This is a genomic window from Leeuwenhoekiella palythoae (assembly GCF_020310025.1).
Classification (GTDB): Bacteria; Bacteroidota; Bacteroidia; order Flavobacteriales; family Flavobacteriaceae; genus Leeuwenhoekiella; species Leeuwenhoekiella palythoae.
The window spans coordinates 1,896,785-1,911,818 of sequence record NZ_CP084318.1 but is presented as its reverse complement, the minus strand read 5'-3'; the positions used below and the strand labels follow the sequence as shown (position 1 = coordinate 1,911,818).

General features: G+C 40.8%; 15 protein-coding genes. 6 read left to right on the top strand and 9 right to left on the bottom strand.

Translation table 11 applies throughout. From position 1 onward, the window contains the following. Positions 1 to 122: 122 nt before the first annotated feature. A complete protein-coding gene (locus LDL79_RS08105) occupies positions 123 to 566 on the top strand; it encodes a cytochrome c oxidase assembly factor Coa1 family protein (protein WP_225599855.1) in 444 nt (147 codons plus the stop codon). On the opposite strand, the gene bioA is transcribed toward LDL79_RS08105, so the two are convergent. From bioA to LDL79_RS08090, 3 genes are read right to left on the bottom strand one after another with little or no spacing between them, the layout of a single operon-like run. Next, positions 563 to 1,828, bottom strand: coding sequence for an adenosylmethionine--8-amino-7-oxononanoate transaminase (bioA, locus tag LDL79_RS08100; RefSeq protein ID WP_225599854.1), 1,266 nt, complete (start codon positions 1,826 to 1,828; stop codon positions 563 to 565). The genes LDL79_RS08105 and bioA overlap by 4 nt on opposite strands. Before the next feature lie 30 nt (positions 1,829 to 1,858). Next, on the bottom strand, positions 1,859 to 2,479 hold the full coding sequence (gene bioD / locus LDL79_RS08095; protein ID WP_225599853.1) for a dethiobiotin synthase: 621 nt from the start codon (positions 2,477 to 2,479) through the stop codon (positions 1,859 to 1,861). Between the two features lie 41 nt (positions 2,480 to 2,520). Beyond that, a complete protein-coding gene (locus LDL79_RS08090) occupies positions 2,521 to 3,684 on the bottom strand; it encodes an aminotransferase class I/II-fold pyridoxal phosphate-dependent enzyme (protein WP_225599852.1) in 1,164 nt (387 codons plus the stop codon). Between the two features lie 144 nt (positions 3,685 to 3,828). Between LDL79_RS08090 and LDL79_RS08085 the strand changes: the two genes are divergently transcribed. From LDL79_RS08085 to LDL79_RS08070, 4 genes are read left to right on the top strand one after another with little or no spacing between them, the layout of a single operon-like run. After that, positions 3,829 to 4,344, top strand: a complete 516-nt coding sequence (locus LDL79_RS08085; protein WP_225599851.1) for a DUF2975 domain-containing protein — start codon at positions 3,829 to 3,831, stop codon at positions 4,342 to 4,344. Positions 4,345 to 4,346: 2 nt separating this feature from the next. Next, the gene (locus LDL79_RS08080; RefSeq protein WP_225599850.1) at positions 4,347 to 4,553 is read left to right on the top strand and encodes a helix-turn-helix domain-containing protein; all 207 of its coding nucleotides are present in this window, start codon (positions 4,347 to 4,349) and stop codon (positions 4,551 to 4,553) included. Positions 4,554 to 4,602: 49 nt separating this feature from the next. Then, positions 4,603 to 6,375 (top strand): M61 family metallopeptidase, encoded by a 1,773-nt coding sequence (locus tag LDL79_RS08075; protein WP_225599849.1) that lies wholly within the window; start codon positions 4,603 to 4,605, stop codon positions 6,373 to 6,375. After that, complete coding sequence (locus tag LDL79_RS08070) at positions 6,357 to 7,064, top strand: cyclase family protein (protein WP_225599848.1); 708 nt, start codon at positions 6,357 to 6,359, stop codon at positions 7,062 to 7,064. The genes LDL79_RS08075 and LDL79_RS08070 overlap by 19 nt, the downstream gene beginning before the upstream one ends. Here the strand turns inward: LDL79_RS08070 and LDL79_RS08065 are convergent. The 6 genes from LDL79_RS08065 to LDL79_RS08040 all read right to left on the bottom strand — a co-directional run bounded on the left by LDL79_RS08065 (position 7,061) and on the right by LDL79_RS08040 (position 14,063). Beyond that, on the bottom strand, positions 7,061 to 7,591 hold the full coding sequence (locus LDL79_RS08065) for a hypothetical protein (protein ID WP_225599847.1): 531 nt from the start codon (positions 7,589 to 7,591) through the stop codon (positions 7,061 to 7,063). The two genes, LDL79_RS08070 and LDL79_RS08065, sit on opposite strands and share 4 nt — an antisense overlap. Positions 7,592 to 7,677: 86 nt before the next feature. Further along, complete coding sequence (locus LDL79_RS08060; protein ID WP_009778533.1) at positions 7,678 to 7,956, bottom strand: F0F1 ATP synthase subunit delta/epsilon; 279 nt, start codon at positions 7,954 to 7,956, stop codon at positions 7,678 to 7,680. Between the two features lie 89 nt (positions 7,957 to 8,045). Further along, a complete protein-coding gene (gene atpD, locus LDL79_RS08055) occupies positions 8,046 to 9,554 on the bottom strand; it encodes a F0F1 ATP synthase subunit beta (protein ID WP_009778532.1) in 1,509 nt (502 codons plus the stop codon). A gap of 216 nt (positions 9,555 to 9,770) precedes the next feature. Continuing rightward, positions 9,771 to 11,621 (bottom strand): glutamine--fructose-6-phosphate transaminase (isomerizing), encoded by a 1,851-nt coding sequence (gene glmS / locus LDL79_RS08050; protein ID WP_225599846.1) that lies wholly within the window; start codon positions 11,619 to 11,621, stop codon positions 9,771 to 9,773. A 9-nt stretch (positions 11,622 to 11,630) separates the two neighbouring features. Beyond that, the gene (locus tag LDL79_RS08045; RefSeq protein ID WP_225599845.1) at positions 11,631 to 13,235 is read right to left on the bottom strand and encodes a BamH family beta-barrel-assembly machinery protein; all 1,605 of its coding nucleotides are present in this window, start codon (positions 13,233 to 13,235) and stop codon (positions 11,631 to 11,633) included. An 18-nt stretch (positions 13,236 to 13,253) separates the two neighbouring features. Further along, the gene (locus LDL79_RS08040) at positions 13,254 to 14,063 is read right to left on the bottom strand and encodes a glycogen/starch synthase (protein ID WP_167598543.1); all 810 of its coding nucleotides are present in this window, start codon (positions 14,061 to 14,063) and stop codon (positions 13,254 to 13,256) included. Positions 14,064 to 14,119: 56 nt separating this feature from the next. Between LDL79_RS08040 and panC the strand changes: the two genes are divergently transcribed. Beyond that, positions 14,120 to 15,019: a pantoate--beta-alanine ligase gene (gene panC / locus LDL79_RS08035; protein ID WP_084673064.1), complete on the top strand. Its 900-nt coding sequence runs from the start codon at positions 14,120 to 14,122 to the stop codon at positions 15,017 to 15,019. Positions 15,020 to 15,034: the final 15 nt, after the last annotated feature.

Genomic DNA, 15,034 nt, shown 5'->3' with positions numbered 1-15,034 from the left:
TCTATTGCTGTTTCCCAAAAGGAAGACAGAAAATCATTTAATCTGCTGCAAAAATAAGGCATCAAAAATGGAGAATGATCAAAAACACTTAGTTTAGTAGCGTCAATCAAAAAGAAGTTAAGATGAACGAACTCGTAACGGAAGAACGCAGCTGGTGGTCAAGAAATTGGAAATGGGTCGTGCCCGTAGGAGGCTGTTTCACCTTCATCGTTATAGGTGTTTTGGTTCTTGGTGGTGCCATTTTTGGCTTTGTGAAAAGTGTTCAAAATGACAGCGGCGGCAATGATGCTCTGGAAATCGCAAAAAGCAACCCGCAAGTACTAGAAGCGCTTGGCGAACCCATAACCAAAGATGGAATGGGTAGTTACTCGGTGAACTACAAAAACGGACTCAAAACCAGCGAAGCGACCATTCCTATTGAAGGACCTAACGGTACCGCAACCTTACGCGTAAAAACCTCAGGAAGTGATGATGCGTTGATCTACGAGATTTTTGAAGTTCAAGTTGATAATACGGGAGAGCTTATCAATTTAAACCAAAACCAGTTGGATCAAGGAGCTTATTAGAAACTGTCTAAAACCTTTTTAATCGCAGCGTAAACCTTCTGCATTTGCTCTTGAGTAGTCACAAAAGGCGCCAAAATATAAATGGTTGATCCCAACGGTCTCAAGTATACGCCTTCAGTCATACAGCGCTCATAAATTTGATAACGAAGGTTTCCGTAGCGCTCCATCGCCACATCAAGCTCTAAGGCGAAAATGGTTCCTTGTTGTCTAGTGGAATGCACTTTGGGATGCTTTTCAATCTCTGAAGCAAACGCAGCGTGCCAGCTTTGAATCTGTTTTATGTTCTGCTGAATTTCTTCAGACTGAAGCAAGTCGAGCGCAGCAATTGCAGTAGCACAAGCAATAGGATTCGCCGAATAGGTATGCGCGTGAAACAAGCCTTTGCCAATATCATCATCATAAAACGCGTCAAAAATAGCCTGTGTACAGGTGGTGACGCCCATAGGCACCAAACCGGCGGTCAGTGCCTTTGAAAGACAAATAACATCAGGCTTTACTTCAATAAAATCTGAAGCAAAAAAGCTTCCGGTTTTACCAAACCCGGTCATCACCTCATCAGCGATCAAAATAATACCAAGTTCTTTACACTTCTGTAAAATTGGCTCGAGATGCGCTGCCTGATACATTTTCATCCCTGCTGCACCTTGTACTAATGGTTCGTAGATGAATCCTGCAAGCGGAGTTTCTGCGTGAAATGCTTCAATAGCTTTTAAAAGTTCTTCCTGATTAGTTGCAGTAGGCAACGGAATACGCTTTACATCAATAAAAAACTCCTCAAACGGACCGTTATATACCGACAAACCACTTACAGACATTGCCCCAAACGTATCCCCGTGAAAACCTTCTTCAAAAGCCAAAAGCGTTTTGCGGGTTTGACCTTTATTGTGGTGATACTGCAAGGCCATTTTGATACCTATTTCGGTAGAGGTAGAACCGTTATCGTTAAACATCAACTTCTGCTGATTGTCAGGTAAGATCGCCATCAGTTTTTCAGAAAGTTCTATTGCCGGCTCGTGGGTAAATCCGCTGAAAATGATTTGATCCAACTGCTGCATTTGACGATGCACCCGCTTGACAATAAAATCATTACAATGCCCATACATTGCCGTATACCAGGAAGAAACAGCATCTACATAGGTTTTACCTTCCTCATCGTACAACAATGCGCCCTTTGCTTTCACAATAGGTTTTGCTTCAGGATGCAGTTTATGCTGCGTTAAAGGATGCCAAATATGTTGTTTATCGCGTTCTGTTAGATTCAAAATTCTAGGATTTGTGTTAGAAACTTCAGCTTACTGCAAAATTGCTCTCAAAAGCTCTGCATATTCTTTGATCACCATTTTATCAAAATAAGGCTCTTCATCTATTCGACCTAAAATGGCTACACCGCTCATTTTTGCAATGACCGATTCGGTTGTGGGATGTTCTTCGCCACTAAACAGAATTCCGTGAATAGTTTTACCGGCTTGCTTCAGTTTATCAATCGTAAGCAACGTGTGGTTGATGCTTCCCAAATAATGTCTCGAAACAACGATCACTTTATCTTCCGGCTGAATCAAATCGAGAATCGTTTCGGTTTCACTAATCGGTACAAGCAATCCGCCGGCTCCTTCAATAACCAAATTATTTTCGGTTTCCGGTCTTTTGATTTCTGAAGCTTTTACGGAAACGCCATCGATGTCTGCCGCCGCATGCGGACTCATAGGCGTATGCAACTTAAAGGCGTTTTCGTGGAAAACAGTTTTACCGTTAGCAATAAATTCTTTGACTTTGTGCGTATCCGAATAGTCTAAATCGCCTGCCTGAATAGGCTTCCAATAATCGGCCTCCAAAGCTTCGGTTACAATTGCCGAAGCTACTGTTTTTCCAACTTCCGTAGAAATTCCTGTGATAAAGAATGTTTGTTTTTCCATAGTACCGCAAAGGTACAGCGGCGAACTTTATCTACAGAAGATCATTTTAAAGATTTTGCCAAAAGCGAAAGCAGGGTTTTTATCTCATTTTGAGAATTATAACTGTGTAAACAAATTCGCAAGCGCTCCTGACCTGTCGGAACCGTGGGCGAAAGAATGGCTTTCACATCAAATCCTGCTTCTAAAAATTCAGTCGAAATTTGCTTCACGCGCGCATTACCCGGAAGAATCGCACAGTGTATCGCTGAATCACTCTTAATAAAAAACTCCTGAAGTTGCTGTTTTTTGATTTCTGCTTGGAAGAATTGAATGTTTTCACGCAGTTTTTTTAAAGCGGAATTCGGCAATTTTGAATCAGAAACCGCGTGTTGATAAGAAGCCAAAATGGTTGCCACACTATGTGGTGGCAATGCAGTGGTGTAGATCAAGCTTCGTGCAAAATTAACGAGGTAACTTTTTAAGGTTTCAGAACCTAAAATCGCTGCGCCGTGACAGCCCATCGCCTTACCAAAAGTTACGAGTCGGCTAACACGATTCCCCAACCCGAGGTCATCGATGATCCCTGTACCAAAAACTCCAATAGCGTGCGCCTCATCTATAAAAATCTGAGCTGAAAACTGCTCGCATAGCTCTACCAATTTTAAAAGATCAGGACTGTCTCCATCCATTGAAAAAACCGACTCTGTGACCACGTAGATAGCATACGCGTCATGCTGAACATGTTTCAGCATCTCATCCTGTTTAGCCAAAAGCCGCTCCAGATCTTCTAAATCATTGTGCTTGAATTTATAGGCTTTTGCGTGACTCATTTGGATTCCGTCACGGATGCTGGCGTGAATAAATTCATCATACAAGATCACGTCACCGCGCTGTGGCACAGATCCAAAAAATCCCACATTGGCGTCATAACCCGAATTGAAGATCAGCGCTGCTGCCACCTTGTGTGTTTTAGCTATAAAACGTTCGGTCAGCTCATACAATTTATGATTTCCCGAAAGTAGTCGCGAACCGGCAGCACCGTTTTGTTCTAGATTATGCTCTTTTAAAATTTCGCCTGCACGAGAAAAAATAGTCGAATTTTTAGAAAACCCCAGATAATCATTAGATGAAAAATCAACCAGCTCAACATCGAGTGTTTTCAGTTGGCGCAAGGCATTTGTTTCGCGACGTTGATTGAGTTTCTCTTGTAATTTTTTGGGCAGCATTGGGCAAAGATACAGTTTGGGTAGAAACAAAAGTGAAGGAAAACTATCTCAGGGCAAGCCTCGAAATATTAACCCTTTGGCGGCGCCAATAAATTATTGTTTTTCAATAATTATTTTATATTTGTTATCGAAAAACAATAATAAATGAAATTGAATTCTATTTTTAAAGGGCTTATTGACTTGGCCTTTTACCTGATGGTACCCATTGTGGTATTCTTTCCAGGGACAATCCTGTATATTTTAATTTTCCCTCAGCAGAGCATTATTAAAGTAAACATCCCCTATACCGAACAAGGTTTTGGAACCGGAGCCCTAATTTTTACGATTTGCTTTTTTATACTTTTCTTGTTGTTTTTTGCCGGTTTCTTTCAACTGAGAAAATTCGCAGGTCAACTCCTTAAAAAGAAGCTGTTCTCATCAGAAGTTATCAAAAGCACAAAGAAAGTCGGTCAATTTTTTACAGCTTGCGGACTGGGCTCGTTGGTTTTTGTAGGAATAAATGCGCTACTAACGAATGAAGGAACGATCAGCATCACATTTGGAACTTCAAATTTGAGTCTACTCCTGTTCTTACTCATTTTAGGCGTATTGTTCTTGCTGCTGAGCGATGCTTTTGCAAGAGCGCTAAAGCTGAAAGAAGAAAACGATTTTACCGTCTAGCTATGCCCATCATCATCAACTTAGATCAGGTATTAGCTGATAGGAATATGAAGAGCAAAGAGCTGGCAGAAATGGTAGGCATTACTGAAGCTAATCTTTCCATCCTAAAATCAGGGAAAGCCAAGGCGGTGCGTTTTTCAACTCTGGAAGCAATTTGCAAAGCTTTAGATTGCCAACCGGGAGATATTTTGGAGTATTCCGAGGATTAGTTTTGCTGCGGTTTGAGTACTTTTAAAGCTCATTCTAAATTTCCTTTAAATGAAACTCTGGATTGCATTCCTTTTTCTAAGCCTTTCACTACAGGCGCAAACCAATTCTTACGAAATATCTTTTGACAATGCCGTGCACCACGAAGCTATCGTCAAAGCCACATTTCCGGAAGTGAAATCAAAAACTTTACGGGTACAGATGAGCAGATCTTCTCCTGGGCGTTATGCCATTCACGAGTTCGCTAAGAATGTGTACGGTTTTAAAGCGACAAACGGAGCGGGTGAAATCCTAAATATCAAACGTGATGACCCCTACAGCTGGATCATCACCAATACAGACGGCACGATCAACGTAGAATATATTCTTTTTGCTAATCGCGGTGGCGGGACGTACTCTCAAGTAGATCTTACTCACGCGCACCTGAATATGCCGGCAACCTTTATGTATGCAGAAACTTTACAGGAACGCCCCATCGAGATCACTTTAGATGCTCGAAAAGATCTGGACTGGAAGGTCGCCACTCAATTAAAGCACGAAGAAGGCAATACCTTTTCTTCCCCTAATCTATATTATTTTATGGACAGCCCTACGGAAATAAGCAATTTGCGAGAGCGCGAGTTTAAGGTAGATGGGCAAACCATCAAATTTGTATTACACGATCCTGATCCTGAGAGTGATTTTGATACCTACTGGGAAAAGGTAAAAGCGATTGTTTTGCAGGAAAAAGCAGTTTTTGGAGAGTTGCCAAACTATGATTTTGGCGAGTACACTTTTCTTGCGTGTTATGCGCCTAACGTTTCGGGAGATGGGATGGAACACCGCAACAGCACCATTCTCACAGATACCGAAACCCTTGCTAATGGTGGAATGACCGGCAATATCGGTACTGTATCTCACGAATTTTTCCACAGCTGGAATGTGGAGCGTATACGTCCCGCAGACCTCGAGCCCTTTCAATTTGATCAAGCCAATATGAGCGATTGCCTTTGGTTTGCTGAAGGGTTTACGAGCTATTATACCAACTTGATTCTGGAGCGTGCCGGAGTTATAAGCGCCGAAGATTATGTAAACGGATTGAACGGCACCTTTAATTATGTTTGGAATTCGCCTGCTTTACAGTATTTCAATCCTATTGAAATGAGCAATCAAGCGCCTTTTGTAGATGCGGCGACTTCGGTTGATCCTGTGAATCGCGAGAATATGTTTATCTCGTATTATTCTTACGGAAGTGTTTTAGGCCTGGCTTTAGATCTAAGCTTACGCGAAAAGAATTTGAATCTGGACGAATTTATGCAATTGATGTGGAAACGCTTCGGAAAGACCGAAGTTGCCTATACCGTTAAAGATATTGAAGCTACACTTGCTGATTATGCAGGTGCAGCATTTGCACAGGATTTCTTCGGAAAATATATCTACAAAAGTGAAATGCCTAACTACAAAAACCTTTTTGAGCAGGTTGGCTTACAATTGGATCGCGCTTCTGAGAAGCCTTACTTTGGAGCTTCCTTTAAAGCAACCGAGAACGGACTAGAAATCTCTAAAAATACGTTTAAAGACAGTCCGGCTTATCAAGCAGACCTAGATAAAGGCGATGTGATCACCAGCATAGATGGTATTGCAATGAATTCTAATGACGCATTTAAAGACTTGCTTAACAGCAAGAATATTGACGATGTGCTTCAGGTTACCTTTGAGCGCTTTGGTGAAGTATTTACAACCCAAGTTAGACTTACTGCCGATCCCACATATACAATAAGCATTGCTCCTGATGCTAAAAAATCGGCGATACAAACCCGAGAAAAATGGCTGGCAAAGAAATAATAGACCTGAGTCAAGAAATCTATGACGGGATGCCGGTGTACAAAAGTCTGTCACCGGTTTCTATGCGGGTTTACGCAACACACGAGCAATGGGATGGGGACGAAAATTCTACAACGCAAACACCCAGCGTGCATCAAATCACAATGAGTGAGCATACCGGCACACACGTAGATGCGCTCAATCATATGGATCGAAAGAATGCTGGCCAATCCATTGATACAATGCCGCTCTCGATGTTCTTTACCGAAGGAATCTGTCTTGATTTTTCGCATAAAGGTTTGCAAGAACTCATCACAACCGAAGACATTAAAGAAGCTTGCCTGAAAGCTGATGTAAGCATCAAAAAAGGAGACACTGTGCTTCTTTGCACAGACCATTACCGAAAACACTTTAATACCGAAAACTGGGCCAAAGGCCCCGGAATCACCGCCAAGGCAGCCCAATATTTAGGAAGTTTGAAAATTGCAGCTTTTGGTGTAGAAACCATGTCACCAGGAGTACCAAAAATATCGAATACTGAGGTTCACAAAATTTGTGGCGCCTTAGGCTTTACTCATTATGAAAATATGATCAACTTGCACAAGTTGGTAGGCCGTGGTAGGTTTCAGTTTATTGCGCTTCCTCTTAAAATAAGAGGCGGCACCGGATCTCCTGTAAGAGCGGTAGCCGTTTTTGAAATTAGCTTTTAATCTAGATAATATCCCTTTTTAGGGTCTGAAGCATTCCACACTTTAAGAGTAAATAGTTCAGCAATATATTTTGCTTCGGCTAGCGCATCTTCTTCATTGTGAAATCGTTCAAATTTTAAATGTCTCGAATTCGTAAACCAAATATTCACTTCGTAGATCCCTTTTGAATTCTTGAAGATCCCAACCATTTTCAGCGCTTCGTAATCAGACCAATGGCCCCAATAAAACGGTCCTAAATAATATTCAACCTTGTATTTATGAGTTTTGGTGTTGAAAATGATCCGCTTTCGCTTTGCTAAATAAAAACCTGCACCTATAGCAAGGGTTAGAAAAAGCAACACTGATTTAAGGTCTTTTCCCCAATTTACAAAATCACTTTCCTTACTTAGATCATAACCTATTCTAAAGGTGATAAAATAGATGAGGAAAAGCAAAAAGCAGGCAAATGTAAATAACAGCGCAGCTAAAACCCTAACGAGCAGGGATCGGTTCATTTGATTCAAAACCAGTGTATGTGCAGACTTCATATGCGCTAAAATACCTTAACAGTGCCAATAAAAAAAGCGCTTAATTCAGTAGAATTAAGCGCTTCTCTATTTTAATTTATTTCAGCTTAATCAGCCAAAACGATTACTTTATTATCATTCATCTCAACCGTTCCAGATTTGATAGCGAGTACAAACTCACCAGCTTCTTTACCGGCAGTGAAATGTTTTTTAGCTTTATCTGAAAGCGTAGCTCCTTTAACTTTCACAACACCTTCTTCTAAAAGAGAAACGATAGCTGCGTGATTGTCTAACAACTGAAACGCTCCGTCAGTTCCCGGTAAAATAACCGAAGTAGCTTCTCCGCTATATAAGGTTGCTTCAGGGCTTACTATTTCTAAATGCATAAAATTTTCATTTATCTTTTCCGCGTAGGCGGAAAACTATTCAAATCAATACGATAAGATTTCCACCTTCGTGGAAATGAAATCATTTTTTATGCTTCCGCAAGCATTTTCTCTCCAGCTTCGATCGCTTCTTCAATAGTACCCTTAAGGTTGAATGCTGCTTCTGGAAGATGATCTAATTCACCATCCATAATCATATTGAAACCTTTGATAGTTTCTTTGATATCAACCAATACTCCAGGAATACCGGTAAACTGCTCTGCTACGTGGAAAGGCTGTGATAAGAAACGCTGTACACGACGTGCGCGGCTTACTGCAAGCTTATCTTCTTCAGAAAGTTCTTCCATACCAAGAATCGCGATGATATCTTGTAATTCTTTATAACGCTGTAAAAGCTCTTTTACGTTTTGAGCACAGTTATAATGATCTGCACCAAGAATTTCTTTAGTTAAGATTCGAGAAGTAGAATCTAGCGGGTCAACCGCAGGATAAATACCTAGCTCAGCAATCTTACGAGAAAGTACTGTTGTTGCATCAAGGTGGGCAAAGGTTGTAGCCGGTGCCGGGTCAGTAAGGTCATCCGCAGGAACGTAAACCGCCTGTACAGATGTAATAGAACCTTTTTTAGTTGAAGTAATACGCTCTTGCATCGCACCCATTTCGGTTGCTAGTGTAGGCTGGTAACCTACCGCAGATGGCATACGACCTAAAAGTGCCGACACCTCTGAACCTGCTTGCGTAAAACGGAAAATGTTATCAACGAAGAAAAGAACGTCTTTTCCTTGACCGTCTCCTGCTCCATCACGGAAATACTCAGCGATAGTAAGACCAGAAAGCGCCACACGAGCACGTGCTCCCGGTGGTTCGTTCATCTGACCGAATACGAAAGTTGCTTTAGACTCCTTCATTGCAGCCTTGTCAACTTTAGTAAGATCCCAACCGCCTTCTTCCATAGAGTGCATAAAGTCTTCACCGTATTTAATAATACCAGACTCAAGCATCTCACGAAGTAAATCGTTACCCTCACGCGTACGCTCACCTACTCCGGCAAATACAGAAAGACCACCGTGACCTTTTGCAATATTGTTAATCAACTCCTGAATCAATACGGTTTTACCAACACCTGCACCACCAAAAAGACCAATTTTACCCCCTTTTGCGTAAGGCTCAATCAAGTCGATAACTTTGATACCAGTGAATAAAACTTCGGTTGAAGTTGATAAATCTTCAAATTTTGGTGCTTCGCGGTGAATTGGAAGACCGTCTTTTCCTGCTTTAGGAAGATCACCAATACCGTCGATAGCATCACCAATTACATTAAATAAACGCCCGTAAACGTCGTCACCAATAGGCATTTGAATTGGCGCTCCAGTAGCAACTACTTCTGCACCTCTGCTCAAACCATCAGCAGAATCCATCGCGATCGTTCTTACCGTGTTCTCACCAACGTGCGATTGTACCTCAAGTACTAAAAGGCTTCCGTCTGCTTTTGTAATTTCTAGCGAATCATAAATTTTTGGAAGATCTGCATTGTTTGCAAATTCAACATCTACAACAGGGCCGATAATCTGGGCAACTTTACCTGTAACTTTTGACATTCTTAACTATTTAATGTTTAGCAAAATATGTAGCCGAAAAAAACAAAACAAACCTAAATATCCCTTATTTTTTTCGTCGTGCAAAGATAGTTTTTAATATTTAAAAACCTAAAAGACTTTTATTGAATTTCTTCAGCGTTAACAAAAGCATAAAAACACTTGATAAACCACAGAATTACAGCCCACTAAAAACACCTGTGTTTTATGCGAAATCAGCTATTCTACCGTGACACTTTTAGCCAAATTACGAGGCTGGTCAACGTTTTTACCAAGCATAACCGCGATATGATACGATAACAATTGAAGCGGAATCGTAGTTAATAACGGAGACATAGAATCCATCACTTCAGGAACCTCGATCACGTGATCTGCAAGCCCTTTTACCGTTACATCACCCTTAGTAACAATTGCGATAATTTTTCCCTTACGGCTTTTGATCTCCTGAATATTGCTCACCACTTTATCATAATGACCGCGGCGCGTAGCAATAACAATCACTGGCATATGCTCGTCAATAAGCGCAATTGGGCCGTGCTTCATCTCAGCTGCAGGATAACCTTCTGCGTGGATGTATGAAATCTCTTTAAGTTTTAAAGCGCCTTCTAAAGCAACGGGGAAATTGAATCCGCGACCTAGATACAAACAGTTAGAAGCATTTTTATATACTGAAGCGATCTCCTTGACGTGTTCGTTGCTTTTTAACGCCTCCTCTACCTTTTCAGGGATCAGGCGTAACTCTTCAAGATGCATATGCAAGTCTGAAGTTGAAATACGTCCTTTAGCTTTCGCTACTTTCAATCCTAATAACGTAAGCACTGTAATTTGCGTGGTAAATGCTTTTGTTGAAGCAACACCGATTTCAGGACCGGCGTGGGTGTATGCGCCGGCGTGTGCCTCTCGAGAGATCGACGATCCTACTACATTACATACACCAAAAACAAAAGCTCCCTTTTCTTTAGCCAATTTCATCGCAGCCATAGTGTCTGCGGTTTCACCACTTTGAGAAATAGCGATCACCACATCATCTTTGTCAATAACCGGATTGCGGTACCTAAATTCTGACGCATATTCTACCTCAACAGGTACGCGCATCAATTCTTCGATGATATATTCAGCAACTAGCCCTGCGTGCCAAGAGGTTCCGCAAGCTAAAATTACTAAACGTTTTGCATTGATGAATTTATCAATATGATCATCTACACCAGCCATCTTGATAACTCCCTTATTCTCACGCATACGTCCTCTAAACGTATCACGTATCGCTTGAGGCTGCTCGTAGATCTCCTTAAGCATAAAATGAGGATATCCTCCTTTCTCTATCTGCTCAAGATTGAGTTTTAATTCTTGTATGTAAGGCTGACTTACCAGTGCGTCATCTTGAATATTGAAAACTTTCACCTCTTTACCTCTGCGCACAATAGCCATCTCACCGTCTTCTAAGTAAAGTGCGTTGTTTGTATATTCAATAAAAGGAGAAGCGTCTGAAGCAATAAAATACTCATCTTCCCCAATACCTATCGCAAGCGGACTACCCAAACGAGCGACGACAATTTCGTTTGGTTTTTTCTTATCAAAAACCGCAATGGCGTATGCGCCCACGGTCTCGTTTAAAGCAATCTGAACTGCCTTACCTAATTTGACTTTTTGATTGCGCTGCACATCTTCAATAAGATTAACCAGCACCTCTGTATCTGTATCAGATTTGAAGGTATACCCACGCTTGGTCAACTCTTGCTTTATAGCATCATAATTCTCGATGATCCCGTTATGAATAATGACTAGATCTCCGGAATTTGAGAAATGTGGGTGTGAGTTAACATCATTAGGAACCCCGTGTGTTGCCCAGCGCGTATGACCAATACCCAAAGTACCTTCGGCAGTAATGGTTGACTCAACCTTAGTTTTGAGGTCATCTACTTTACCTTTTGTCTTACACAGTTGAATCTCTTCGCCATCAAACAAAGCGACCCCGGCGCTGTCATAACCGCGATACTCCAGTCGTTGCAAGCCTTTTATCACAACAGGATAGGCTTGTCTATGACCAATGTAACCTACAATTCCGCACATAAAATGATATTAATTTGAAGCTTCTGAATAGAAAACTTTTAGCTTCAGTCGTTTTGCTTCAGGAACATTTACACTGCTTCCGTAGAGAATAGTTCCGCGATTAGCAATTACCGAAGCATAAGGCACTCTATTAGGAATATCACTATCCATTTTACCTTCTATTGCAGCGGTAGCTATAGAAAGTACATTTTGCGTTACTACTAAGCCAAGTTTGGTTGTTGGAGTATCATTTTCTGGATCTAGCAATTCTTTATAAAATTCTGTGATTCTGATTTTATAGCTCACACCTTGCCCGTTATCATCAGTTTCTAACGGACCTAAATGCGTAGTTCCAACCGCCGTGATTGTTCCTGACGAACTGGTCGTAGCATCACCTGAAAAATCACGCAAAGGCAAGTTGGTCTCCAGGTCATAAATATAAACGCGTTGCGGCTCAGATACTGAAGCGCCAGCATATTGCTGAATCTTATCTTGATCTACAAAAAATTCTAAATTAGCTTCTCGAATAAGACGAGGTTGCGCACGCAGCGCATCAAGCTCATCGGGAATTCCGTTAGCGTCATCATCTACATCTTCAAACAGCTCAATAACAGCCATACTTCCCTGACCGCCTTTTAGATAAAGATTTTCTTCTCCATTCTCTTTATCAACACCGGTCAGTTCTGTTTTGATCTCAGATTTAAAATCATTCTGATATCCAACCACACCGTTTCCAGCGAGGCTTAAAGTCACACTTGATTGATTTCTTGAATCTTCTTCTCCCGAAGTATAGTAAATCGCGATAGAAGTATTGGCTTTGTCAAAGAGAAAATAAGAACCGCTACCATTTACCGGCTCGGCTTTTAAATAAACCCCTCTAAAGTAATTTCTAAACGAATTGGCATTAAACAGTACATCTTCGCCTCCCCGGTCTAAAATATTTTCTTGCCAATACGTTTCACCGTAAGCAGTCTCATCAAGACGAATGCGTAATCTAGGTGAATTACTGGTCACCTCATCATCCTCTCCGTCTGTGGTAGCCGGCACTGTGGTCACCACAGTTTCATTAGATGGAACAAAGGTTTGCTGCATAAGCGTATCACCTTCCACCCCATTAAATTCAGTTAAATCATTAGAATAATATACCGCGCCGTTTTCAAAATCAGGTCCGTTATTAGAATTCAAGAAGTAATTAGATCTGAATGCCGTAACACGAATAGGATCTGAACCGTAAACCGAATCAAGTTCGTAAACGGTCTCATTCTCACTATTTACGCTTCCGGTGCTAAAATAGGGCATTGTAAAAACCACCGAATCAACAACCGGATTGGTTCCAAAAGTAGAATTATAAGTACTCAAACTCACTTGACTAAGTGTCGAAGCGGTAGTAGAACCATATATTGAATCTTGATAATAACCTAAAACGCCGGCACTAAGTCCATTTGTTTGCACGCCTAAAGAATCAAAAAAACGCTCGCTATATGCAGTTACCGGATAACTCTCGTTACCCGAAGTGAAGTTGCTGTCATCAACTAAACCGCTTCCCACCTCCAGAAAATCGTCTTCACAAGAAAAGAAGACAAATAGAAGCATTAGTAAACCTAATGTTCTTGTCAACACCGTATTCAATTTCATTCGTTTTTTTGTTTTTTTTTAATCTAGCACCTTGGTGGTATAGAACTCTTCGTACGCCTGCGCAAATTCTTCTCTCTTTTTATAAGGAAGCACAGGGATTTTAGTAACATTCAAATACTTGGAAAGATCTTCACTAAGTTCGGCAGAACCTACGATGGCAGCGTCAGAGTTTTTGATCGCTACTTTCATTAAGTTCTCATAAGAAGGCTTTTCAAGCTCAGAGATTGAATCTTTGTCTATTCCGTCAAAAGCTATTTTATCAATTAATTGCTCATTTAACGTGTCGTCAAACCCGGTATTATAAACAGAAGTCACAATTTTGCTTTGCTTAAAAAGCGGTTCGCTTGCATAAAACTGCTTTAAATATAAAGGCAGTAGTGATGCTAACCAACCATGAACGTGAATGATGTCTGGAGCCCAATTAAGCTTTTTAACCGTCTCTACTACACCCTTTGCAAAAAATATTGCGCGCTCATCGTTGTCTGCAAATAAGTTTCCGTCCTCGTCAGTAAACGTAGCTTTTCTTTTAAAATACTCTTCATTATCTATAAAGTAAACCTGAATACGCTCTTTAGGTATAGAGGCAACTTTAATGATAAGCGGCATGTCAAAATCATTTATGACCAAATTCATTCCGGAAAGCCGTATCACTTCGTGAAGCTGGTGCCGTCTCTCATTAATATTGCCATAACGTGGCATAAAAATGCGAATTTGACCTCCTTTACTATTTACCATTTGAGGAACCTCAAACGACATTGATGCGATCTCTGTCTCTGGCAAATAAGGTATAACTTCAGATGATACGTACAATATCCTCTTATTTTTCATAAATGTGCTTCTAAGTTTCTGTTAAGGCTAAAAAACACGCAAAATTACGAAATTTTATGCAGATTGCCAGTAATATAGTAATTTTGCCGCCTGTTAATTTAATCGGGATGCACGTATATACCAATAGACCAGAAATTTCTAGTGCTGTTGCAAAACACAAAGAAAAGGGCCTTAAAATAGGTTTTGTACCTACTATGGGCGCTTTGCATAGAGGTCATGGAAGTCTATTTAATTTTGCTTTAGAAAACTGCGATGTAGTCGTTGTGAGCATCTTTGTAAATCCTACACAGTTCAACAATCCCGCAGATCTTGAGACCTACCCTAGAGATTTACAGGCAGATCTTGAATTTTTAGAGCACATCAACCCCAACCTGCTTGTTTTTGCCCCGAGCACGACAACGATTTATGGAAGCCAAATTAAAGCCTTAGATTTTAATTTTGACGGATTAGATCAAGTGATGGAAGGCGCGTTCAGACCCGGTCACTTTGAAGGTGTTGCCACCGTATTAAAATATCTATTTGAAATTGTAAATCCGGATATGGCTTTCTTTGGCGAAAAAGATTATCAACAGCTTCAAATCGTAAATAAATTAGTTGAGATCGAAAACCTACCGGTACAGATCGTAGGTTGCCCTATCAGCCGCCACGATGATGGCCTTGCTGAAAGCTCAAGAAATAAAAGACTCACTGTAAAACAGCGTGAAGCCTCGCCTTTTATTTACAAAACCTTAATGCAAGCAAAAGAACATTTTAACGACCAAAGCGTCGAAGATGTCGTACATTTTGTTGAGCAAGAATTTAAAGGAAAAGAGCATCTTGAACTTGAGTATTTTGAAATCGCAAACGCAACTACACTGAAGCACGCCACGACCAAAAAAGCCGAAGACAAATACAGAGCATTCATCGCTGTTTTTGCCGGTGATGTACGACTCATAGATAATATCGCCCTAAATTAAAAACCTTATTTTTAC

What these genes read in the sequence shown, in the direction of transcription:
- LDL79_RS08105 (WP_225599855.1), top strand. Translation starts at nt 123, where the DNA reads ATGAACGAACTCGTAACGGAAGAACGCAGCTGGTGGTCAAGAAATTGG.
- bioD (WP_225599853.1), bottom strand. Translation starts at nt 2,479, where the DNA reads ATGGAAAAACAAACATTCTTTATCACAGGAATTTCTACGGAAGTTGGA.
- LDL79_RS08090 (WP_225599852.1), bottom strand. Translation starts at nt 3,684, where the DNA reads ATGCTGCCCAAAAAATTACAAGAGAAACTCAATCAACGTCGCGAAACA.
- LDL79_RS08085 (WP_225599851.1), top strand. Translation starts at nt 3,829, where the DNA reads ATGAAATTGAATTCTATTTTTAAAGGGCTTATTGACTTGGCCTTTTAC.
- LDL79_RS08080 (WP_225599850.1), top strand. Translation starts at nt 4,347, where the DNA reads ATGCCCATCATCATCAACTTAGATCAGGTATTAGCTGATAGGAATATG.
- LDL79_RS08075 (WP_225599849.1), top strand. Translation starts at nt 4,603, where the DNA reads ATGAAACTCTGGATTGCATTCCTTTTTCTAAGCCTTTCACTACAGGCG.
- LDL79_RS08070 (WP_225599848.1), top strand. Translation starts at nt 6,357, where the DNA reads ATGGCTGGCAAAGAAATAATAGACCTGAGTCAAGAAATCTATGACGGG.
- LDL79_RS08065 (WP_225599847.1), bottom strand. Translation starts at nt 7,591, where the DNA reads ATGAAGTCTGCACATACACTGGTTTTGAATCAAATGAACCGATCCCTG.
- LDL79_RS08060 (WP_009778533.1), bottom strand. Translation starts at nt 7,956, where the DNA reads ATGCATTTAGAAATAGTAAGCCCTGAAGCAACCTTATATAGCGGAGAA.
- atpD (WP_009778532.1), bottom strand. Translation starts at nt 9,554, where the DNA reads ATGTCAAAAGTTACAGGTAAAGTTGCCCAGATTATCGGCCCTGTTGTA.
- glmS (WP_225599846.1), bottom strand. Translation starts at nt 11,621, where the DNA reads ATGTGCGGAATTGTAGGTTACATTGGTCATAGACAAGCCTATCCTGTT.
- LDL79_RS08045 (WP_225599845.1), bottom strand. Translation starts at nt 13,235, where the DNA reads ATGAAATTGAATACGGTGTTGACAAGAACATTAGGTTTACTAATGCTT.
- LDL79_RS08040 (WP_167598543.1), bottom strand. Translation starts at nt 14,063, where the DNA reads ATGAAAAATAAGAGGATATTGTACGTATCATCTGAAGTTATACCTTAT.
- panC (WP_084673064.1), top strand. Translation starts at nt 14,120, where the DNA reads ATGCAGATTGCCAGTAATATAGTAATTTTGCCGCCTGTTAATTTAATC.